Here is a 16873-nt window from a genome sequence, read left to right on the forward strand (position 1 = left end):
CAAGGGTGGAACAAAAAATAGGTTCAGGCATTATCCGCAAATCACCAATGGGTTTGGTCATTTTAACGTTCATCGCAGCAGGGTTGTTTGCTTATTCAGCTGGACCTTGGCCGGTTGGTTTACAAGGCGTTGGGTTTGGTGGTTTGTCAGCCTTAATGTTACTTGGGTATTGGCATGGTAAGGGCGGTGTTTGGTTTATGTTGAGCCTACTAATGCCTTTGGTTCATATCGTGTTTGCACCGATCCCAAGCGTCATTGCACTTGGTTTTGCAGTTGTTGGTTTTTTCTTTGGTTTTGCATTATTGCTAGCAGGAACAGCCTTGCTGCAAAAAGTAAGAATTAAGCGGATAAAAAAATGGCTCAGCAAGGGGATCTGAGCCACGGGAAACTCAAACGTGTTTTAGGCGCTTCGAGCGCAATTACGGCCAGCGTTTTTCGCTTGATAAAGGCCTTTGTCTGCGCGGGCAAACAGCTCGTCTTCTCCATCTTTGCTAAGCGCAAGTGTATAGCCGATACTGCTGGTTACGCCATAACGGTTCATTAGCGCTGATTTTGTCACTGTTTTCATAATGCGCTCAGCAACAACTTTATTGGTCATGATAGCTGGGTCATCAATGAGAATGGCAAATTCATCTCCACCGAATCGAAACACGGAATCCGTCGCGCGGACACTGTTATCCAAAATCGTCGCAAATTCGACAAGTACTTCGTCTCCTGCCTTGTGTCCGTATACGTCGTTAACTTGCTTAAAATTGTCTAAATCCAACAGCATTAAACCGAACGGACGATGTTGACGACGGGCTGTTTCAATTTTCTGTTTCAAAATTTCATTAAACTGACTGCGATTGTTAAGTCCTGTTAAAGAATCTTTTGTTGCAAGTTTTAGTACACGCGTGTACATCAACGCATTTCGAAGCGGATACAAAAGACATTGATGTAATTTACCTAATTTATCGGTAATGCTTTCAGACACTGGGTATTGGCTAAAATAAACCAGTTGACCTAAATGCTCACCGCTTAGATGCAATTCAAATGATGATGGGGTATTACTCAAATCAGCGTTTTTCATTGGAAACACGCCAAGTGAGCAGTGAAATTGCATTCCACTAAATTTAAAAACACGTGCAGCAAAGTCAGCATAGATTGTAACGAGCTCGGTTAAATCTAAAGATGTCTGTAATTTCTCAACGAGTTTTTGATACTCGTTTTGACTTGACTGCGATTGCAATGCGGAACCAAACGGCAAAAATTCGCCGCGTGTTGGCATGCGCTGTGACAGAATATGGACATTTTCCATCGTTAACCCCTTTAGTACAACTTTCGTATTGGATTAAGCGAATACTGTGCCAGTTTTTTAAACTGGATATAAAACAGCTGGTTGCTATATTTAATAAGAAATGATGCGGCAATGGGTCGGCAAAAGAGGGGTGATGGCGTGTAAACGACTGTCACGTAGCCAAGAGTTTGACGGAGACAGCGTTTGCAAAACATATTTGCGCAAATCTTTGCGTTAATCGCAGCTGCCGTAGTGCTTGTATGGGTATTTAAGCGCATCGGTTTACCCGCGATTTTAGCCTATCTGGCGACAGGACTATTAGCGGGAAGCCATGGTATTGGCTGGATGACCAATAGTGAGGAAATACACCTTATTGCCGAATTAGGGATCGTCTTTTTGCTGTTTAGTTTAGGCCTTGAGTTTTCGTTGCCGCGTTTAATGGCAATGCGTAATATTGTGTTCGGTCTTGGTACGTTACAAGTGCTAGTCACCACTGGTATTGGCATGATGGTGTTGAAGCTCATTGGCTATAACACGCTCACGGCCTTTACGATTGCGGCATTAATGGCCCTTTCTTCAACGGCTGTGGTTGTTAAGGTATTAAAAGAAAGTGGCACTCTGAATATCCGTCGAGGCCAACTTGCTATCGGCGTATTGCTGTTCCAAGATATTGCCGTTGTGCCGTTATTGATTGCGTTACCGCTTCTTGCTAATTCGGGCGGCAAAGATGTGGCTGGAGCCATTTTATTTGCATTCGCGAAAGGCGCGTTTGTGTGTATCTTTCTTTTAGCTGTAGGTAAGTGGTTACTACCAAAAGTATTCAATGAAGTAGCCTCTGCACGATCAGATGAACTGTTTGTACTGACGACCATACTCGTCGCACTTTGCGCTGGCATGATGACTTACGCCTTTGGGTTATCTATGGCGCTCGGGGCCTTTTTAGCGGGTATGATGCTAGGTGAAAGCCACTATCGGCATCAACTTGAAGCCGAGATTAGACCATTTCGCGACATCTTGATGGGGCTGTTTTTTGTTACCGTAGGCATGGAGTTAAACCTAAATTACCTCGCAGACGTTTGGGGTTGGGTTGCCGTCTCATTGATAGGGTTACTCGTTTGTAAAGTGATTATATTGGCAGCCGCTGCTCAAACGATGGGAGAACGAAAGCGTGACTCCATTGCTGCAGGACTAATGCTATGGCAGATGGGGGAATTTGGCTTCGTGTTAGTAGCTTTGGCGAGCAAACATCATATGCTTGATGCAGGTACTGCATCATTTCTCATCGCTTTAGGCGTACTGTCGATGGCAGCTACACCATACATCATTGATAAGCTGGATTTCATTCTTGATAAGCTCAATGTCTCTGGCGGCCATGATGAAGGCGAGCAACCTCAAAATAATGACTTAAATTCACTGTCGAACCATGTTGTTATTGTTGGATTTGGTCGTGTTGGGCAAACTATTGCGCGCTTTTTAAAACCAGAGGCGATCCCCTATGTCGCAGTCGATTTTAACCCTACCTTAGTTCAAGAGGCAAAAGCAGCGGGAGAAGCGGTCTATTTCGGTCATGCGGGTCAAAAAGCAATTCTAAAGTCAGCTGGAATTGAGAAAGCTCGGCTCGTTATCATCTCTTTCGTGGAATATGAAAAGAGTCTAGAGATTATTGATACCATCAAACGCGTGGCACCTGAAGTAAATATTCTTGTGCGGACCCGTGATGACACTCATGTAGAGCAATTGAAATTAGTGGGCGTAACAGAAGTTGTGCCGGAAGAGTTGGAAGCCAGTTTGATGCTTGTTTCTCACGTGTTGTTTATGTCTGGCGTACCGATGAAACGTATCCTTAGACGTGTAAGCAAGGAGCGTCAAAATCGCTACGCGTTTTTGCATGGGTTCTTTGCAGGAGATACGGAAGATTTGCGAATGGAACAGCAAGACCGACTTGAATTTTTGCACGCCATTGCTCTTCCCGAGAATGCGTTTGCCGTAAATAAAACCATAAAAGAACTTGGACTGTTGCAGCGCAAAGTCGAGATCAGTGCGTTAAGGCGAAATGGCGCTGAGATTTCCATGCCGGATGAAGAAACACAAATTCGTGCGCACGATGTGGTTCTTTTAAAAGGAAAGCCAAGACGGGTTGAACGCGCTGAGCAGTTTTTGCTCGATGGTTTGCCATAACGTCATCTTAGCAATTCAGATCTACCTCATGACATGGGACCAACCACGATTTGTTGGCATATAAAAAATTTTTAAGGTAAAGACTTGGTGATTAATTTAATTCAAGGAATGCCCTAATTTCAGGTAGTTTACGTAGTCCATCTTGATAACCAATTTCGATCAAGCGCTGCGTAAACGCTTTTTCGAACATTAGATAGCTTGGCAAGCTGGAATCGGTTGTTTTCTTCACACCGATTAACCGAAGCATAGAGCGAATTGCCAAGGGCATGTCATCGTAGAGCTCTTGTGCAATTTGGTTAAAGTTTTCGGAGGGGTTAACCAGTAACGTATCGATACGCTTTAATTCGGTTTTGCTGTCTTCTTCACAAACTGAATCGACGGTGCGATTGATGCGCGATAACCGCTCTAAGTCGGATTGGAGCGTGTCACTAAAAATACTATCGAGTAAATGACCCGCAACCGCTGACATTCCTGGAAAATGAGGCTCATAACCAACCGGGGTATCTGGCTTTGGTTGGTCGACACCGATGATGAAAATTTTGTCCGCACCTAAATGAATCGGTGGGCTTAATGGCGAGAGCTGGTGGATTGAACCATCGCCGTAATAATGGTGTTTCACTCTCACACTCGGAAAAACCAGCGGAATAGCACTCGACGCCATCAAGTGGTCAATAGTCAGTTGCATATGTTGGCCACGGCGACGTGCACGTTTCCACGGTTCTGCATCTCGGGCTTGGTAGAAGGCAACCGATTCGCCCGTGGAATAACAAGACGCAGTGACTGAAACCGCGTCTAAAAAATTGCGATGGATATTTCGGTCAATACGCGCCAAATCCAACACTTCACTCAGCAAGCGACGCAGAGGCGCATTATCTAAAAGACTTGCTGGGGGATGATTTAAATGTTCGGACTGGAAACTACGCAGCATGTTACCAAAGATATTACTGTATACACCTACAAAATCACTGCGATACACCATTGAAGTATGAAAGTTCTTCCACACCCATTCGATTTTTCGAACGGCCAAATGCATACAGGATGCATAGCATGCCAGTGCGCAGGAGTTTATCGCGCCCGCAGAGGTGCCATTAATGATTTGAAAGGGAAGGGGCGCTGTTCTGGCCATACTATGAGCCAGCGCCTTTAACACGCCAACTTGATAGGCTGCACGCGCACCACCACCCGTTAATAGCAGTGCAACGTTTGGTTTGTCTTGGTTTTGTTGCTTTCTACCCATAATTACCATTAAATGTGAGTGAACTAATTGGTTTTGTCGCGCTCATACCTATAATAAGTATGTGTGCTGTGAGAGTAAGGTTGCATTCAGAAAACGCACGTTACTTTCTGATTTAATTTTAGTTTATGCCAATACTGGAGGAAGCTCCAGCATCGAAAGTGAAGAAGTTTATATAAAGGGAGACTTCATGTCAGAACAACAATCCGACCATCAAGCTGCAAACAATAACAAAAAGGCGAGTTTATTGTTTGCGTCAGCCATCCTTGTGATTTTAGCGGTGGTTGTCGCGTATGTAATGACAAAGCAAGGGGAATCAATCGCATCGTCTGAACCAATGCCTGTGCCAGATGTGATCCCAACAAAACCACTTGAGCCTCAAGTCGCATTGGTTGAACCTACAACAATGATGCCTGAGGACTCGGCATCGGTTGAACTGCCAAAACCTGAACAATCCGAATCAACGCCACGTTTAGAGCCGGAACAACCTACTAAGCCAGCGCTTCCAAGTCTTGATAATAGTGATGCGACGGTCATTCAAGCGATAGAAAATAAGGTAACGAACTCAGCCGTTAAGTTACTTGCAAACGACGACTTAATCCGTCGTACGGTGGTTTTTATTGATAACCTAGCAAAGGGCGACATCGCTAAAAAACACAGCCCTGTACAGCAACCAAAAGAGAAGTTTACAGCAATAGAAGGGGACATCGTCACGATTGACCCAAATAGTTTTGAGCGCTATACACCGTATGTTGAGCTCGTTACTCGTTTTAGCGGTGCACAACTGGTGCGCATGTATAACGAGTTCCAACCATTATTTGTTGAAGCCTATCAAGAGATTGGTTACGAGGGTGACCAGTTTGAAGGTACGCTGGAAAGTGCGATTCAAGAGCTGATAGATACACCCATTCCAAAAGCACCGCTGCCACTGATCAAAGAATCAGTCACGTACAAATACGTTAGCACCGAGTGGGAGCAACTTTCTGATGCACAAAAACTCTTTTTGCGTATGGGACCTGAAAATATGGAAAAATTGAAAGTGACACTGCGTGCTGTACAAAAAGAATTAAAACATCAATAAAAAGACAATTTGTCCGATATTTGGTCAGTTGACGTTTTTCTTGCGGTTTTCCCTTGAAACTCGAGGGGAAACCCGAGATAATCCATCCCGCGCCTAAGACGGCTCTCTGTGGTAGTCTTATTGGTCCTCTCGCAACAATAGTACGTGAACCTGGTCAGGTCGGGAACGAAGCAGCCACAGCGTATGACTTGTGTGCCGGGATGTGGCTGGTAAGACTGCCACCCAAATCTGCAAAATGTGTTGTTTGAAGTGTAAGTCTGCAAATTTGTAGTAAAACCCCGCATAAAAATTGAAATATAACCCTGCATAGCCTACTTTTAAATCGTCTCACATATTCGGTGATGGTTATGATCAGGCATAAAATAAGTCGCTCCAGAGTCAAAAACCTTTACAAGTTCGCAAGTCAAAAGAACAAAACTACTTGCTTAGTTGAATCATCCTTAGAGTTCGATGCGTGCTTTCACTTTGAATACTCTCGTGAAATAAAAGCCTTTGAGGCTCAACCGTTAGTATTTGGATATGAATTCAATGGCAAGGTTTGCGGGTACACTCCTGATTTTTTGATAACGCACCATAAAAAGCCGCAAAAACTTATTGAAGTTAAACCCTTTAGTAAAATATCAAACCCTGAATTTAGAGCACGCTTTGCGCAAAAACAGTTAGTTGCCAAAGAACAAATGGGCATTGAGCTGATATTAGTCACTGACAAACAAATTCGTGTTTATCCAACTTTAGACAACTTAAAGTTGCTTCATCGTTACTCTGGTCTTCAGTCTTTAACAGACCTTCAGCTTTCCATCATTCAGCTACTTAACCAATGGCGAAAACTCACTATTCAAGATTTGGTAGTGACCCTAAAAGCCTCCATCGGTGAGGTGTTTGCCTCGGTATATCGTTTATTGTCTTTAGGCAATGTTAATTCAGACTTAAACACAGAACTTACCTTAGAATCGGTGATTTGGACTGATGGAGTTTGAAGACGAGTTTAACTTTGAGGAAGCACCGCAAAAGTTAGCTGAAACCGCTAAAGCGGAAGAGCCTAACCTTCAACCTCGTGATTTAGAGTCACTGCCCAAGGAAGTGCAGGATGCCACACTCGCTCGACTTAAATGCGTCAAATGGCTTAAACAGCGTTTAATCGGTGGTTGGACACAAAAAAACTTAGCACCATTACTCGTTGAAATGCCTGAGTTTCAAGGGCAAGAAAAGCCAAAGTGGCGTACGGTTGCTGGGTGGCACGCGGACTATATTAAAGCCGAAGAAGACATTCATGCTTTGATCCCAAAGCATCATCGTAAGGGCAACCGCCAAGCCCGCACCGATACGGACAAATTTTTTGAACTTGCTCTTACACGTTATCTGACTAAAGAGATCCCGAATGTAGCATCAGCACACCGTTTTTATTGCGACCAAATCGTTTTAGAAAATGACAAAGTGTTAGGTGAGCCACTAAAACCACTCACTTATAAAGCGTTTAAAAACCGCATTGATAACCTACCTCAATATGAGGTGATGCTTGAACGCTATGGTAAACGCTTAGCCGACATTGAATACAACAAAGTGATGAGTCATAAAAGGCCCACGAGAGTGCTTGAGCGTGTTGAAATAGACCATACACCATTGGATCTCATTCTATTGGACGATGAGCTTGATGTGCCACTGGGAAGACCAACCCTAACCTTGCTCATTGATGTTTATAGCCACTGCGTTGTTGGCTTTTACCTTGGTTTTCAGAGTCCTGGTTACGATGCTGTGCGCAGAGCGATAAGTCATGCGATGAAGCCAAAAAGCTATCTTAAAAGTACCTATCCAGAAGTCGTAAATGAATGGCCGTGTTGTGGGAAGATAGAAACTTTAGTGGTTGATAATGGTGCCGAATTTTGGTGTCAGTCATTAGAGCTTGCGTGTGAAGAGGTTGGGATAAATATTAGCTATAACCCCGTTGGCAAACCTTGGCTGAAGCCCTTCGTTGAGCAGTTTTTTAAAACCATTAACGAAATGATGCTTTCGCCATTTCCCGGTAAAACATTCTCAAACATGCTCGCGAGGCATGATTATAACCCGAAAAAAGATGCCATATTGCGTTTTGGCACCTTTACCATGCTGTTTCATAAATGGATTGTAGATGTTCATCATCAATCCGCTGATGCGAGATTTAGATATATCCCCTATAAAGACTGGAACAAAGGGTTTGCTCTACTGCCTCCTGCTAAGCTTACACAGCAAGATACAGACAAGCTTGATGTTGTTATGTGCATGGCGAAAGAGAAAACATTGCGCAAAGGGGGTATTAAAAACCTACATATTAACTATGACAGTGACGAGCTCTCTTTATATCGCAAGCGATACAGTCCCAAAAAGAGCATAAAGGTTAAGGTTAAAATAAACCCAGATGACCTGTCGTATGTATACGTCTTCCTAGATGCGCTAGAGCACTATATAAAAGTGCCAAGCATTGATTCAGAGGGCTATACAATGGGTTTGTCGCTGATCAGGCATAAAATACACCTTAAGTTTCACAGAGACTATATTCAAGGCAAAGTAGATCTATTGGGGCTTGCCAAGGCGCGGCAATTTATTGATGAGCGAGTGAAAGAAGAAGCGCGGCAGCTTAAAAACGTAGGGTCAAAAAGCAAAGTCACTGGCACCAAAGCAATTGCTAGGGCGCAGGGCGTAGATAATACTCAAGTTAAATCCATTGCGACAATACCAGAGGCAAAGCAAGCTGAACCAAGCCCCGCTGACACTAAGCCTAAAAAAGACGACGATAACTGGGATGATTTTGTCTCAGATCTTGAGGCGTTTTAGTTATGCTGACCGAGGCTAAAAAGGCAAAACTCAATCAATTTAAAGCGGTGTTTATTGAATACACCATACCAAAGACCATCATAAATGATTTCGACAAACTGCGTTTGCACCATGATCTTGCAGGTGAAAAGCCGTGCATGATGTTAAGTGGTGATACTGGGTGTGGCAAATCGGCACTGATTCAACATTATTACGATAACAACCCACCGCACTTTGCTGATGGCCGGCGTAAAGTCCCCGTATTGCTGAGCCGAATACCGAGTAACCCATCAATTGAATCTACTTTAAAGCAGTTGCTGCACGACCTAGGACAGTTTGGAGCTAAATCTAGCAAACGACTTAAACATGGCAATGAGATAGCGCTGGCTGAAAGTTTAGTTGAGCAATTAAAGCGCTCGGGTACAGAGTTAATTATTATTGACGAGTTTCAAGAACTTGTTGAAAACAACTTAGGTAAAAAGCGCCGAGACATTGCCAATCAGTTTAAATACATCAATGAAAAAGCGGGGATCTCCATTGTATTAGTCGGTATGCCTTGGATAGACCAAATAGCCGATGAGCCTCAGTGGTCATCACGCATTTTTATTCGCCGCTTTATTCCTTATTTTAAAATCTCAAAAAAAGAAGATCTTCAACTTTTTATTCGTGTGCTTAAAGGGTTTGCAAATCGATTGCCATTTTCAGACAAGCCTCGTTTTGAGGATTTGGATATCGCATTGTCACTTTTTGCCATTTCAAATGGCTGCCTTAGAAAGCTGAAAAACTTCTTAGACTCAGCACTTACTGAAGCGCTAATAAGCGATGCTGTAACACTAAATAAGCAATGTTTAAGTTCTGCGTTTAAGGCATGGCGGCCAGAACTCGACAATGTATTTGAGATGAATGTTAATAAAATTCAAGGCTGTGAGGTGGAACAGTATTCCACTTTTAAACCCGATGGGCCTCAAGATGAAGACCCATTTATTGATACCCAGTTTTGTAAGAAGGTGTCACTGGTGCAGTTGTTGAAGAAGTGAGTCGTACAGACGCCAAAACGCAAAGGTTTGACTTTAGCTTATGTAAATAAGCTAACATTAAAAATCAACAGCTTTGAACTCATGAGTTAGTTTGTATTTCGCACATATCAAAGCAGCAAGGAGCTTATGGAAAACTACATAAACTTAAACAGAGCTTTTGCTTTGATACCTGAAAGTCAGGAAAGGGAATACCAAGATGAGTGGGGTTCTTTTCTTGGTAGTTCAAAGGAAAAAGGTTGGAGCGATGTACTAAAAGAATACCGTTGCGTCATACTTGCAGAGGCGGGAGCAGGCAAAACAGAAGAGTTTAGGCAACAGGCTTCCAATTTGATGAAACGAGGTGTTACATCGTTTTTTATTCGTATCGAAGACATTGATAGCGACTTTGAGGATGCGTTTGAAATAGGTTCTCAGCAGGAGTTTAGAGATTGGTTAGATGGTAGTGGCGAAGCTTGGTTTTTTTTAGACTCAGTCGATGAAGCTAGGTTAACAAACCCAAATGCTTTCAAAAAAGCTATTAATAGATTCGCCACATGCATCTCAAACGCTAAACACCGAGCGCATATATTTATTTCGAGTCGACCTTATGCGTGGAGGCCAAAAGAAGATAGAAGCATTGTAGATGATAAATTATATCTACCTCAGTGCCAGAATACGAAAGAGCCTTCAGTCCATGATGGCGACGAGACAGAGAATGATCTTAGTGCGTTAACCGTGATGATGTTAAAGCCGCTTGATAGTGACAGAATAAAAAGTTACTGTGAAGCGCGTGATGCACAGAGTGTTGACTCCCTTCTAGAAGAAATAGAACGGTTAAATTTGTGGACCTTAGCAGAGCGCCCTTTTGATCTGGAAAACATCATTGATAAATGGCGAGAGGCAGGCGTTCTTGGTAGTCGAATAGAGCTGTTAAAGCACAATATTAAATCAAAACTGACCGAACAACACTCTGTTGATAGAGCCGACAGCCAGCACTTGGTTTTGGAACAAGCCTTAAATGGGGCCCGTAAGCTAGCGGCTGCAGTTATATTAACTGATACCGCAGGCATTGTTATTCCAGATTCAATATCAAAACTGAAAGGAATACAAGCCTGTGAAGTATTAAGTGATTGGGCTCCAAAAGATATTCGAGCATTACTAGAACTGGGTATCTTCAATGATATTATTTACGATACGGTTAGATTCCGTCACAGAGAAATCAGAGAGTTATTAGCAGCAGAGTGGTTTGACTCTTTGCTGCAATCTGGAGCTGATAGAAGCTCAATTGCCGCGCTTTTTTTCAAGGAGCAATATGGCGAAAAAATAATTACACCAAGGCTTCGCTCAGTTTTAAGCTGGTTGATTCTATTTGATGATATTTTCTATCAGCAGGCAATAAGCATTGCACCGGAAATAGCTGTTGAAGGCGGTGATCCAGCCATATTGCCACTACCGACACGAGAACGGTTACTAGAGAAGATTGTGCTTGAAATTGCCACAAATAAAGATGACCGTGGCGCTAGAGACAATACTGCTATAGCAAGAATTGCTAGAGAAGATTTAACACCTAAAACGGTCGAATTAATAAAAGAGTATTTTGATAACGATGAGGCCATTTTTTTCTTGGGCGTTTAGTATGGCAAGGAAAAATGGTTGATGCCGTAGTGTTGTTTGAGAAAATTGCTCTGGATGCTGGCAGAGATATATATGCCAGAGTAGCTGGAGTGAGGGCAATCGCAACATTGGCTGAACCCAACTATAGTGCAGAATTATGGGCTAAATTAAATTGCTCAGCTCATGCTATTGAGCAACGTCTATTAGCTGAACTGTTGGAAGAGGCCTGCCCTAATGTACACAATGTTGAACACCTACTAAAGTCCCTTGAAGTAATTGATTGTGATAAAAGAAAAAGTGACTTCTACTCTTTGCGCAATGCAATGGATGACTTTATATGTAAAGTTACAATTAATAATAATGTTGAGGTGCTAAATAAGCTAATAGATGGCTTGGATAGGCTGTTTAGGTGTAAACCATTCATAAACGATGAATATTGCAAGGTTTCAGCAAATCATGCTTGGTTGATTAGTTATGCCGCGTTGATGTTGGAAAAAATGATTGAATCGAAGTGTGAGTCCGTGTTTTCTCAACGAGCTCTGTCTGTACTCATCTCAATTGCTCAAGTGAAATCTTCTTGGGGACATAGTGGCTATAATGATTACGAGGATAGTCTTGGGGAACTAATACCTGAGTGGCCCGAATTAAATGACGCGCTATATTGGGAGACATTGTATCAAGCTCGAACCTCTTATGAGAAAGTTGGAAATGGAGGAGCAGAACTCTGGGGTGTTGCTAGTCACAATAGCTTTTGGGTGATTGACGAAAACTCATATACAAGGCTATTGAAAAGTATTTCTAATTTAGAGTGCGAGGAAGAGCAGTTAGCTGCGTTAAGTACAGTGATTGATCTTTATTGGTGGACTAATAAACCAAAAAAGATGTTAGACGATTTAAAAGTAGCAGCTCAGACTAACTCTTCCTTGCAAGGGTTAATGCAAGTAAGGCTTGGTCCAACACTAACTGAAATTAGTGACACTCAAAGGCGACTTTATGCCAGCAGAAAAAGGCAAGAAGTTGTGGAAAAAAAGAACAGCAGCAACGGCAAGAGTGGATAGAGAGGCTACGTAGTGCACCAAATCAACTCGTGGTGGAATCGCTTCTTAACAATGGTAAAATATCCAATAACATTGTATGGCTTTACTCTGAAATTGTTCAAGAAGGGCTAATTACGACAAGTGCAGGTGGAGCTGATTGGCAAAAGCTTATACCGGAGTTTGGTGAAAAAGTAGCAATGGAGTACCGAGCAATTGCACAAAAGCTATGGCGCAGTTTCAATGTGCCTCTACAGTCAGAGCACAAGTCGTATATAAATAGTCACTCTTATGCTCTTAATGTTGCCCTTGGTGGCCTTGAAATCGAATCGCGCGAGTCATCGGCATTCCCTCATAACCTTTCAGGTACCGAATTAAATCAAGCATTGAGGTTTTTAGGTAAAGAACTCAATGGCTTCCCTAGTTGGCTTGAAGAACTATTCAAAGTTTATCCATTAGAAACGACTGAGGCGATGGCAAAAGAAGTCATCTGGGAGCTTGAATATGCCTCTAAAGATGACAAAGTGCACTACATATTAAGTAATATACTGCACCAAGCTCCATGGGTACATGAAGCTATTGCTCCCGCGATATTTGACTGGCTATATAACAACCCAGGAAAAATCATTAAGTTTCCAGAGTATTGTGTTCAGATCATGGTTGGTGGGAAATACCCTAGAGAAGCTCTGGTCGCATTAGCGAAACGTGAGCTAAGCAGAGGAACTCCCACGGAAATTCAGGCTCGTTGGTACGCCATGTGGGTCGACTGGGAAGCCGAGCAAGCAATACCTGCGCTTGAAGCGTGGTTAGAAGAGTTGTCTGATGAGAAAGCTAAAATTACCGCTGAAACTTTTGTAACTTATTTGGTCGGCGATAGAAGTGGTCGCGGGGGGATTGGCGGCATGGAAACATACATTACCCCTCAATACTTAAAACAACTTTATATTTTAGCGTATAGGTTTATTCGAGCTGAAGATGATATTAAAAGATCTACAGGCGGGGCCTATACACCAGGGCTTCGAGACGATGCACAAGATGCAAGAAACCGTCTTTTTTCACTACTAACTGAGTTACCAGACAAAGCTGCTTATGACGCGATGAAAGAGCTAGAACAAGAACATCCAGAACCTAATTACCGTCACTGGATGAAAAAGCAAGCATATAAACGAGCTGAAGCCGATGCTGATTTAGAGCCATGGAGTTGTGAGCAAGTTTGCCAGTATGCTACCTATCAGTTAGTCACTCCAAGAACCCATAAGCAGCTGTTTGAGCTGGGAGTTTTGAAACTGAAGAACATGAAAACTTGGCTAGAGCAAGGAAACGATAGTCCATGGAGAACTTGGCAAAAGGCTGAGCAAGAAAATGAGATGCGCAACTTAGTAACCGGTTGGCTTAATCAAAATTGTCGAGATCAATACACAACGGCTCAAGAACCTGAATTAGCAAATGATCAAAGAATGGATATTTGGCTGAACAGCAACTATGTTAATGCGCCAGTACCTATTGAACTAAAATTATTAGACAAAAGCTGGTCGGGAAACCAGTTGTGTGAGCGATTAAGAAACCAATTAGTTGGTGATTACCTCAGGGCCAATGGAGCATCTTGTGGTGTATTCCTCTTGGTTTCAGCCAAGACAAATAAGACTTGGCAAATAGATAACCAAAGTGTTTCTCTTGATGAATTACGTGATGCGCTGATGAATTATTGGACTTTAATATCCAAAGAATATCCAACAGTTAATGCTATAGAGGTGATTGTAATAGATCTGAATCAGAGAGGGAAAGTTAGTAGTAGTGCCAAACGAATTAAAGAGGTTTAAATGAATAATAAGGAAAGAGCTGTTCATATTTTAATTAGAAGGCTTAATTACCTATTGAAGCGCTTGGAAAACGAATTTTTTCATGTACATCCCAGTTTAGAAGAAAATAGGCAAACTACTAGCTTGGCTTTTACCTCTATTCTTAATGAAGCTGCAAATCTCCACGAGGCCGCATTTTGTAGCAGAGAATTTTGGCCTGAAATAACGAGATGGGGCAGTTCTCAAGAGTGGAAATGGGAAGAGATTAAGGTTCGGTTTACATATTGGCCTGTATTGGAAGTGCTAATGCCTTTTTCATTAGTTACAAATGACAAGTTGAAAATAGAAGGACGAGATGAAAACAACGCAACAAAACATCACGGGAAATTAGCATCATTTGAGGCTGCTTTAAATGCTAGCGCAGCTGCATGGTTTATTGTTATGGAAAAGGCTCGAGAAGAAGAGGTTTTTTTGGGAGCGAGTGAAGTTGATGATTTAATGAAGCTGTTTGATTGTTATGATTTAATCTCTTTTAGTGAGTCAGCGTATGGTCTTAAAGTCTCTAGACCTCTTGCTAATAAGGTGGAGTATCCAGTTGTACGCGGTTCTTCCGAAATACACCAAGCAAAAGAAGCCTTTCAAAATCGCTTAGATTTTTGGAAATCTAAACAATGAGAACAACTAAACTGAATTGATTTATGGAGATGTTGAGTCAACTCATTTTTGAATATTACTCAAAGCGTGACAAAGGCAAGTCACTTGCTTGCCACATAGCAAACTCTCTGTTTCACAATAGCCCTCTACAACGGATATTTTTGAACGAGCTGCTTATAGGTTCCGATACTTAAGTTATTTTTTGGAATGCCAATTTGCTCGAGTATAGCTTTGTGAGCAATGGCTTCGTTTAGGTTGTATGAGTAACACTGCCAGAGAGCATTAGGAAATTGATTAACGATACGCGAAAAATATGGAACATCTATTTTATTGAGTGAATGGCCAATTACGGTAATCACTGATATATGCTTGCTACTTTCTAATAAAGGATTAAGCCTATCTCTTATAATTTTAGTTACGGGCTTTTGAAGAGCTTCTAGTACTCTCCGACCATTATTAATTGCTACCGTATAATAAGAATCTTTTTCAGCCGTAGCATTGATCACAGCTTCAGTGTGACCAAAAATCAAAGGCTTTGCCTGTTCTACATTGCCGTGAATATGATAAACGTTCTCCATAGGAATTTTGTATAACTGTTGTAGTGTAGAGGTGTAGTTGAAGTTAATGAAGTGAGCTGTATCAGGGAAAGTCATTTGCCGCTTTGAACTTTCTAAATTTATACCTTTGATCCATGCAGTAAAACTTCTAGTTATATTTTGGATAACATCACTACTGAAATTATCTACAGCGTCTTCAAGTCCATACATTTGCTGTGTTGGAAAATCATCGCCAGAGAAATCCATAAAGTCATTTTCATCAATCAAAATAGACTCGTCAAATTTACCTAAAACATTTTCAAAGTCACTCCAAAGTTCTTCTTCTCGTAATCCATTTGGGAAGTAGTGCTCGATTTGATCTAGATATTCACGGTATTTTTGATAAAAATCTTTGTAATTTGTAGGCATGTCATGCCACAAGTCAAAGCCATTACCTATAATAAATAAATGATTTGAGTCCACGAAATTCCCTCTTATTTTTATCTATGATTACCTTATGCAAGTGAAGATAGTCAAGGGTTTTTTATGTTCAAGAAATTAATCGCTTTTGGCTATTGGATCAATAATGCGTTAATAAATGAGTAATCCAAATTTTTTAACACAAAAGGGGGAGGGAATGAACTAGCTGAGTGCTTGGTTGTTTTCGAGATATTCTTTTCACAATTCACTAATAACTCTCAAAATACTCGAGTGATTCACGTTTTAGCTGTTTTGCTTTTAGTTGAGCCTGTTGCAGCTTATGAGGGCTAGGCTCTGGAAATGATAACCACTTATAAGGGTAGCTTCCTTTTCTAAACAACCTGCAAAGTACCGCAGAGTTGGGTACGGGCTTAAAATTACGTAATGCATCATCATTAAATGGAAATAGTATATAGAGCTTATTACCTTCCTTTCCTTTTTTGCTCAGCATTTGGCAAGTCACTAATATATAGTCCTCTGTGTCGATCATTACATTGAAGTTGTTGAAGTTCCAAGAAGCAGCATTGAGTACTTTCGCTTGTAATTTATACTCTCTGGCCCCGATAAATGTCGTAAATGGGAACTCTTTTGCGGGTAAACCGATAGCGCTATTCCTAGTTAGGTTATCAATTGCTCGCTTGGTTATTTTTTTCTTGCGCTCTACTTCTAGCTCTAATGCTCGTTGGGCAGCGAGTCGTTCAGCTTCGACTTCTATTTTTATCTCATTTTTTAGCGCATCATCACACCAACTATAAATCCAATTTGAGTAAGGCTCTAAGTTACGAAGCGCATCAATAACAGCTTCCAAGGGCTGCTCAATGAATTGAGATAGGTCGACTTCTAGCGTTGGTACTTTGTTGCTTTTTATAAAGTTTACTTTCTCATCGCTACAGGGAGCAGTGACTTTAACTTCGATGAATATTTTTCCCACAGATGTTTCCAATTCAACATCCATTTTGTATTTATCCAAGGAAGACTCTACCGAACCTTGTAATATTTTGACGAGTTTTTGGGGTCGTACTTTGGTTTTACCCATGTGCTTACATTTAACGGAAGGAAGTAATATTTGCTCTTGAGCGGCTAAATATTCTTGTGCGAACCTATGTAGCGCAGTCATTAAGCAAGAGCTTTTCTCAGGTTTTGAGGTGTGCGCAAAGGAGTGAGCTTTTATCTTTCCTCTGTTT

The 16873-nt window shown here is 41.7% G+C and carries 14 protein-coding genes and 1 other RNA gene; 11 read left to right on the forward strand and 4 right to left on the reverse strand.

Going from position 1 to position 16873, the window contains the following annotated elements:
• Positions 1–5 precede the first annotated feature (5 nt).
• Entirely contained in the window at positions 6–377 is a 372-nt protein-coding gene (locus NI389_RS15415; RefSeq protein WP_308360692.1) for a hypothetical protein, read from the forward strand.
• A 23-nt stretch (positions 378–400) separates the two neighbouring features.
• On the opposite strand, the gene NI389_RS15420 is transcribed toward NI389_RS15415, so the two are convergent.
• Positions 401–1297 carry a GGDEF domain-containing protein gene (locus tag NI389_RS15420; RefSeq protein WP_308360693.1) on the reverse strand — a complete coding sequence of 299 codons (897 nt, stop codon included), beginning with the start codon at positions 1295–1297 and terminating at the stop codon, positions 401–403.
• A 183-nt stretch (positions 1298–1480) separates the two neighbouring features.
• On the opposite strand from NI389_RS15420, the gene NI389_RS15425 reads away from it, so the two are divergent.
• Positions 1481–3454: a cation:proton antiporter domain-containing protein gene (locus tag NI389_RS15425; protein ID WP_308360694.1), complete on the forward strand. Its 1974-nt coding sequence runs from the start codon at positions 1481–1483 to the stop codon at positions 3452–3454.
• A gap of 91 nt (positions 3455–3545) precedes the next feature.
• On the opposite strand, the gene NI389_RS15430 is transcribed toward NI389_RS15425, so the two are convergent.
• On the reverse strand, positions 3546–4691 hold the full coding sequence (locus tag NI389_RS15430) for a patatin-like phospholipase family protein (RefSeq protein WP_308360696.1): 1146 nt from the start codon (positions 4689–4691) through the stop codon (positions 3546–3548).
• Between the two features lie 187 nt (positions 4692–4878).
• Between NI389_RS15430 and NI389_RS15435 the strand changes: the two genes are divergently transcribed.
• From NI389_RS15435 to NI389_RS15475, 9 genes are all read left to right on the forward strand, one after another.
• Positions 4879–5769, forward strand: coding sequence for a DUF3014 domain-containing protein (locus tag NI389_RS15435; protein ID WP_308360697.1), 891 nt, complete (start codon positions 4879–4881; stop codon positions 5767–5769).
• 118 nt (positions 5770–5887) lie between these two features.
• Positions 5888–5984, forward strand: an RNA gene (gene ffs, locus NI389_RS15440) — signal recognition particle sRNA small type.
• Positions 5985–6116: 132 nt separating this feature from the next.
• Positions 6117–6746, forward strand: coding sequence for a TnsA endonuclease N-terminal domain-containing protein (locus NI389_RS15445; RefSeq protein ID WP_308360698.1), 630 nt, complete (start codon positions 6117–6119; stop codon positions 6744–6746).
• Positions 6736–8577: a Mu transposase C-terminal domain-containing protein gene (locus NI389_RS15450; protein ID WP_308360699.1), complete on the forward strand. Its 1842-nt coding sequence runs from the start codon at positions 6736–6738 to the stop codon at positions 8575–8577. The genes NI389_RS15445 and NI389_RS15450 overlap by 11 nt, the downstream gene beginning before the upstream one ends.
• A 2-nt stretch (positions 8578–8579) precedes the next feature.
• Complete coding sequence (locus NI389_RS15455) at positions 8580–9593, forward strand: TniB family NTP-binding protein (RefSeq protein ID WP_308360700.1); 1014 nt, start codon at positions 8580–8582, stop codon at positions 9591–9593.
• Between the two features lie 126 nt (positions 9594–9719).
• Positions 9720–11207: a hypothetical protein gene (locus NI389_RS15460; RefSeq protein WP_308360701.1), complete on the forward strand. Its 1488-nt coding sequence runs from the start codon at positions 9720–9722 to the stop codon at positions 11205–11207.
• A gap of 14 nt (positions 11208–11221) precedes the next feature.
• Positions 11222–12244, forward strand: coding sequence for a hypothetical protein (locus tag NI389_RS15465; RefSeq protein WP_308360702.1), 1023 nt, complete (start codon positions 11222–11224; stop codon positions 12242–12244).
• Between the two features lie 32 nt (positions 12245–12276).
• Entirely contained in the window at positions 12277–14040 is a 1764-nt protein-coding gene (locus tag NI389_RS15470) for a hypothetical protein (protein ID WP_308360704.1), read from the forward strand.
• The gene (locus NI389_RS15475; protein WP_308360705.1) at positions 14041–14694 is read left to right on the forward strand and encodes a hypothetical protein; all 654 of its coding nucleotides are present in this window, start codon (positions 14041–14043) and stop codon (positions 14692–14694) included. It abuts the gene before it with no gap.
• 125 nt (positions 14695–14819) lie between these two features.
• Here the strand turns inward: NI389_RS15475 and NI389_RS15480 are convergent, their stop codons facing one another.
• Together NI389_RS15480 and NI389_RS15485 are read right to left on the reverse strand one after the other, a co-directional pair.
• On the reverse strand, positions 14820–15692 hold the full coding sequence (locus NI389_RS15480; RefSeq protein WP_308360706.1) for a bacteriophage abortive infection AbiH family protein: 873 nt from the start codon (positions 15690–15692) through the stop codon (positions 14820–14822).
• Positions 15693–15897: 205 nt separating this feature from the next.
• Positions 15898–16806, reverse strand: a complete 909-nt coding sequence (locus NI389_RS15485) for a hypothetical protein (RefSeq protein ID WP_308360707.1) — start codon at positions 16804–16806, stop codon at positions 15898–15900.
• Positions 16807–16873: the final 67 nt, after the last annotated feature.

Source organism: Pseudoalteromonas xiamenensis, from assembly GCF_030994125.1.
GTDB classification, from domain to species: domain Bacteria; phylum Pseudomonadota; class Gammaproteobacteria; order Enterobacterales; family Alteromonadaceae; genus Pseudoalteromonas; species Pseudoalteromonas xiamenensis_B.

What these genes read in the sequence shown, in the direction of transcription:
- NI389_RS15420 (WP_308360693.1), bottom strand. Translation starts at nt 1,297, where the DNA reads ATGGAAAATGTCCATATTCTGTCACAGCGCATGCCAACACGCGGCGAA.
- NI389_RS15430 (WP_308360696.1), bottom strand. Translation starts at nt 4,691, where the DNA reads ATGGGTAGAAAGCAACAAAACCAAGACAAACCAAACGTTGCACTGCTA.
- NI389_RS15435 (WP_308360697.1), top strand. Translation starts at nt 4,879, where the DNA reads ATGTCAGAACAACAATCCGACCATCAAGCTGCAAACAATAACAAAAAG.
- NI389_RS15445 (WP_308360698.1), top strand. Translation starts at nt 6,117, where the DNA reads ATGATCAGGCATAAAATAAGTCGCTCCAGAGTCAAAAACCTTTACAAG.
- NI389_RS15450 (WP_308360699.1), top strand. Translation starts at nt 6,736, where the DNA reads ATGGAGTTTGAAGACGAGTTTAACTTTGAGGAAGCACCGCAAAAGTTA.
- NI389_RS15455 (WP_308360700.1), top strand. Translation starts at nt 8,580, where the DNA reads ATGCTGACCGAGGCTAAAAAGGCAAAACTCAATCAATTTAAAGCGGTG.
- NI389_RS15460 (WP_308360701.1), top strand. Translation starts at nt 9,720, where the DNA reads ATGGAAAACTACATAAACTTAAACAGAGCTTTTGCTTTGATACCTGAA.
- NI389_RS15465 (WP_308360702.1), top strand. Translation starts at nt 11,222, where the DNA reads ATGGTTGATGCCGTAGTGTTGTTTGAGAAAATTGCTCTGGATGCTGGC.
- NI389_RS15475 (WP_308360705.1), top strand. Translation starts at nt 14,041, where the DNA reads ATGAATAATAAGGAAAGAGCTGTTCATATTTTAATTAGAAGGCTTAAT.
- NI389_RS15485 (WP_308360707.1), bottom strand. Translation starts at nt 16,806, where the DNA reads ATGACTGCGCTACATAGGTTCGCACAAGAATATTTAGCCGCTCAAGAG.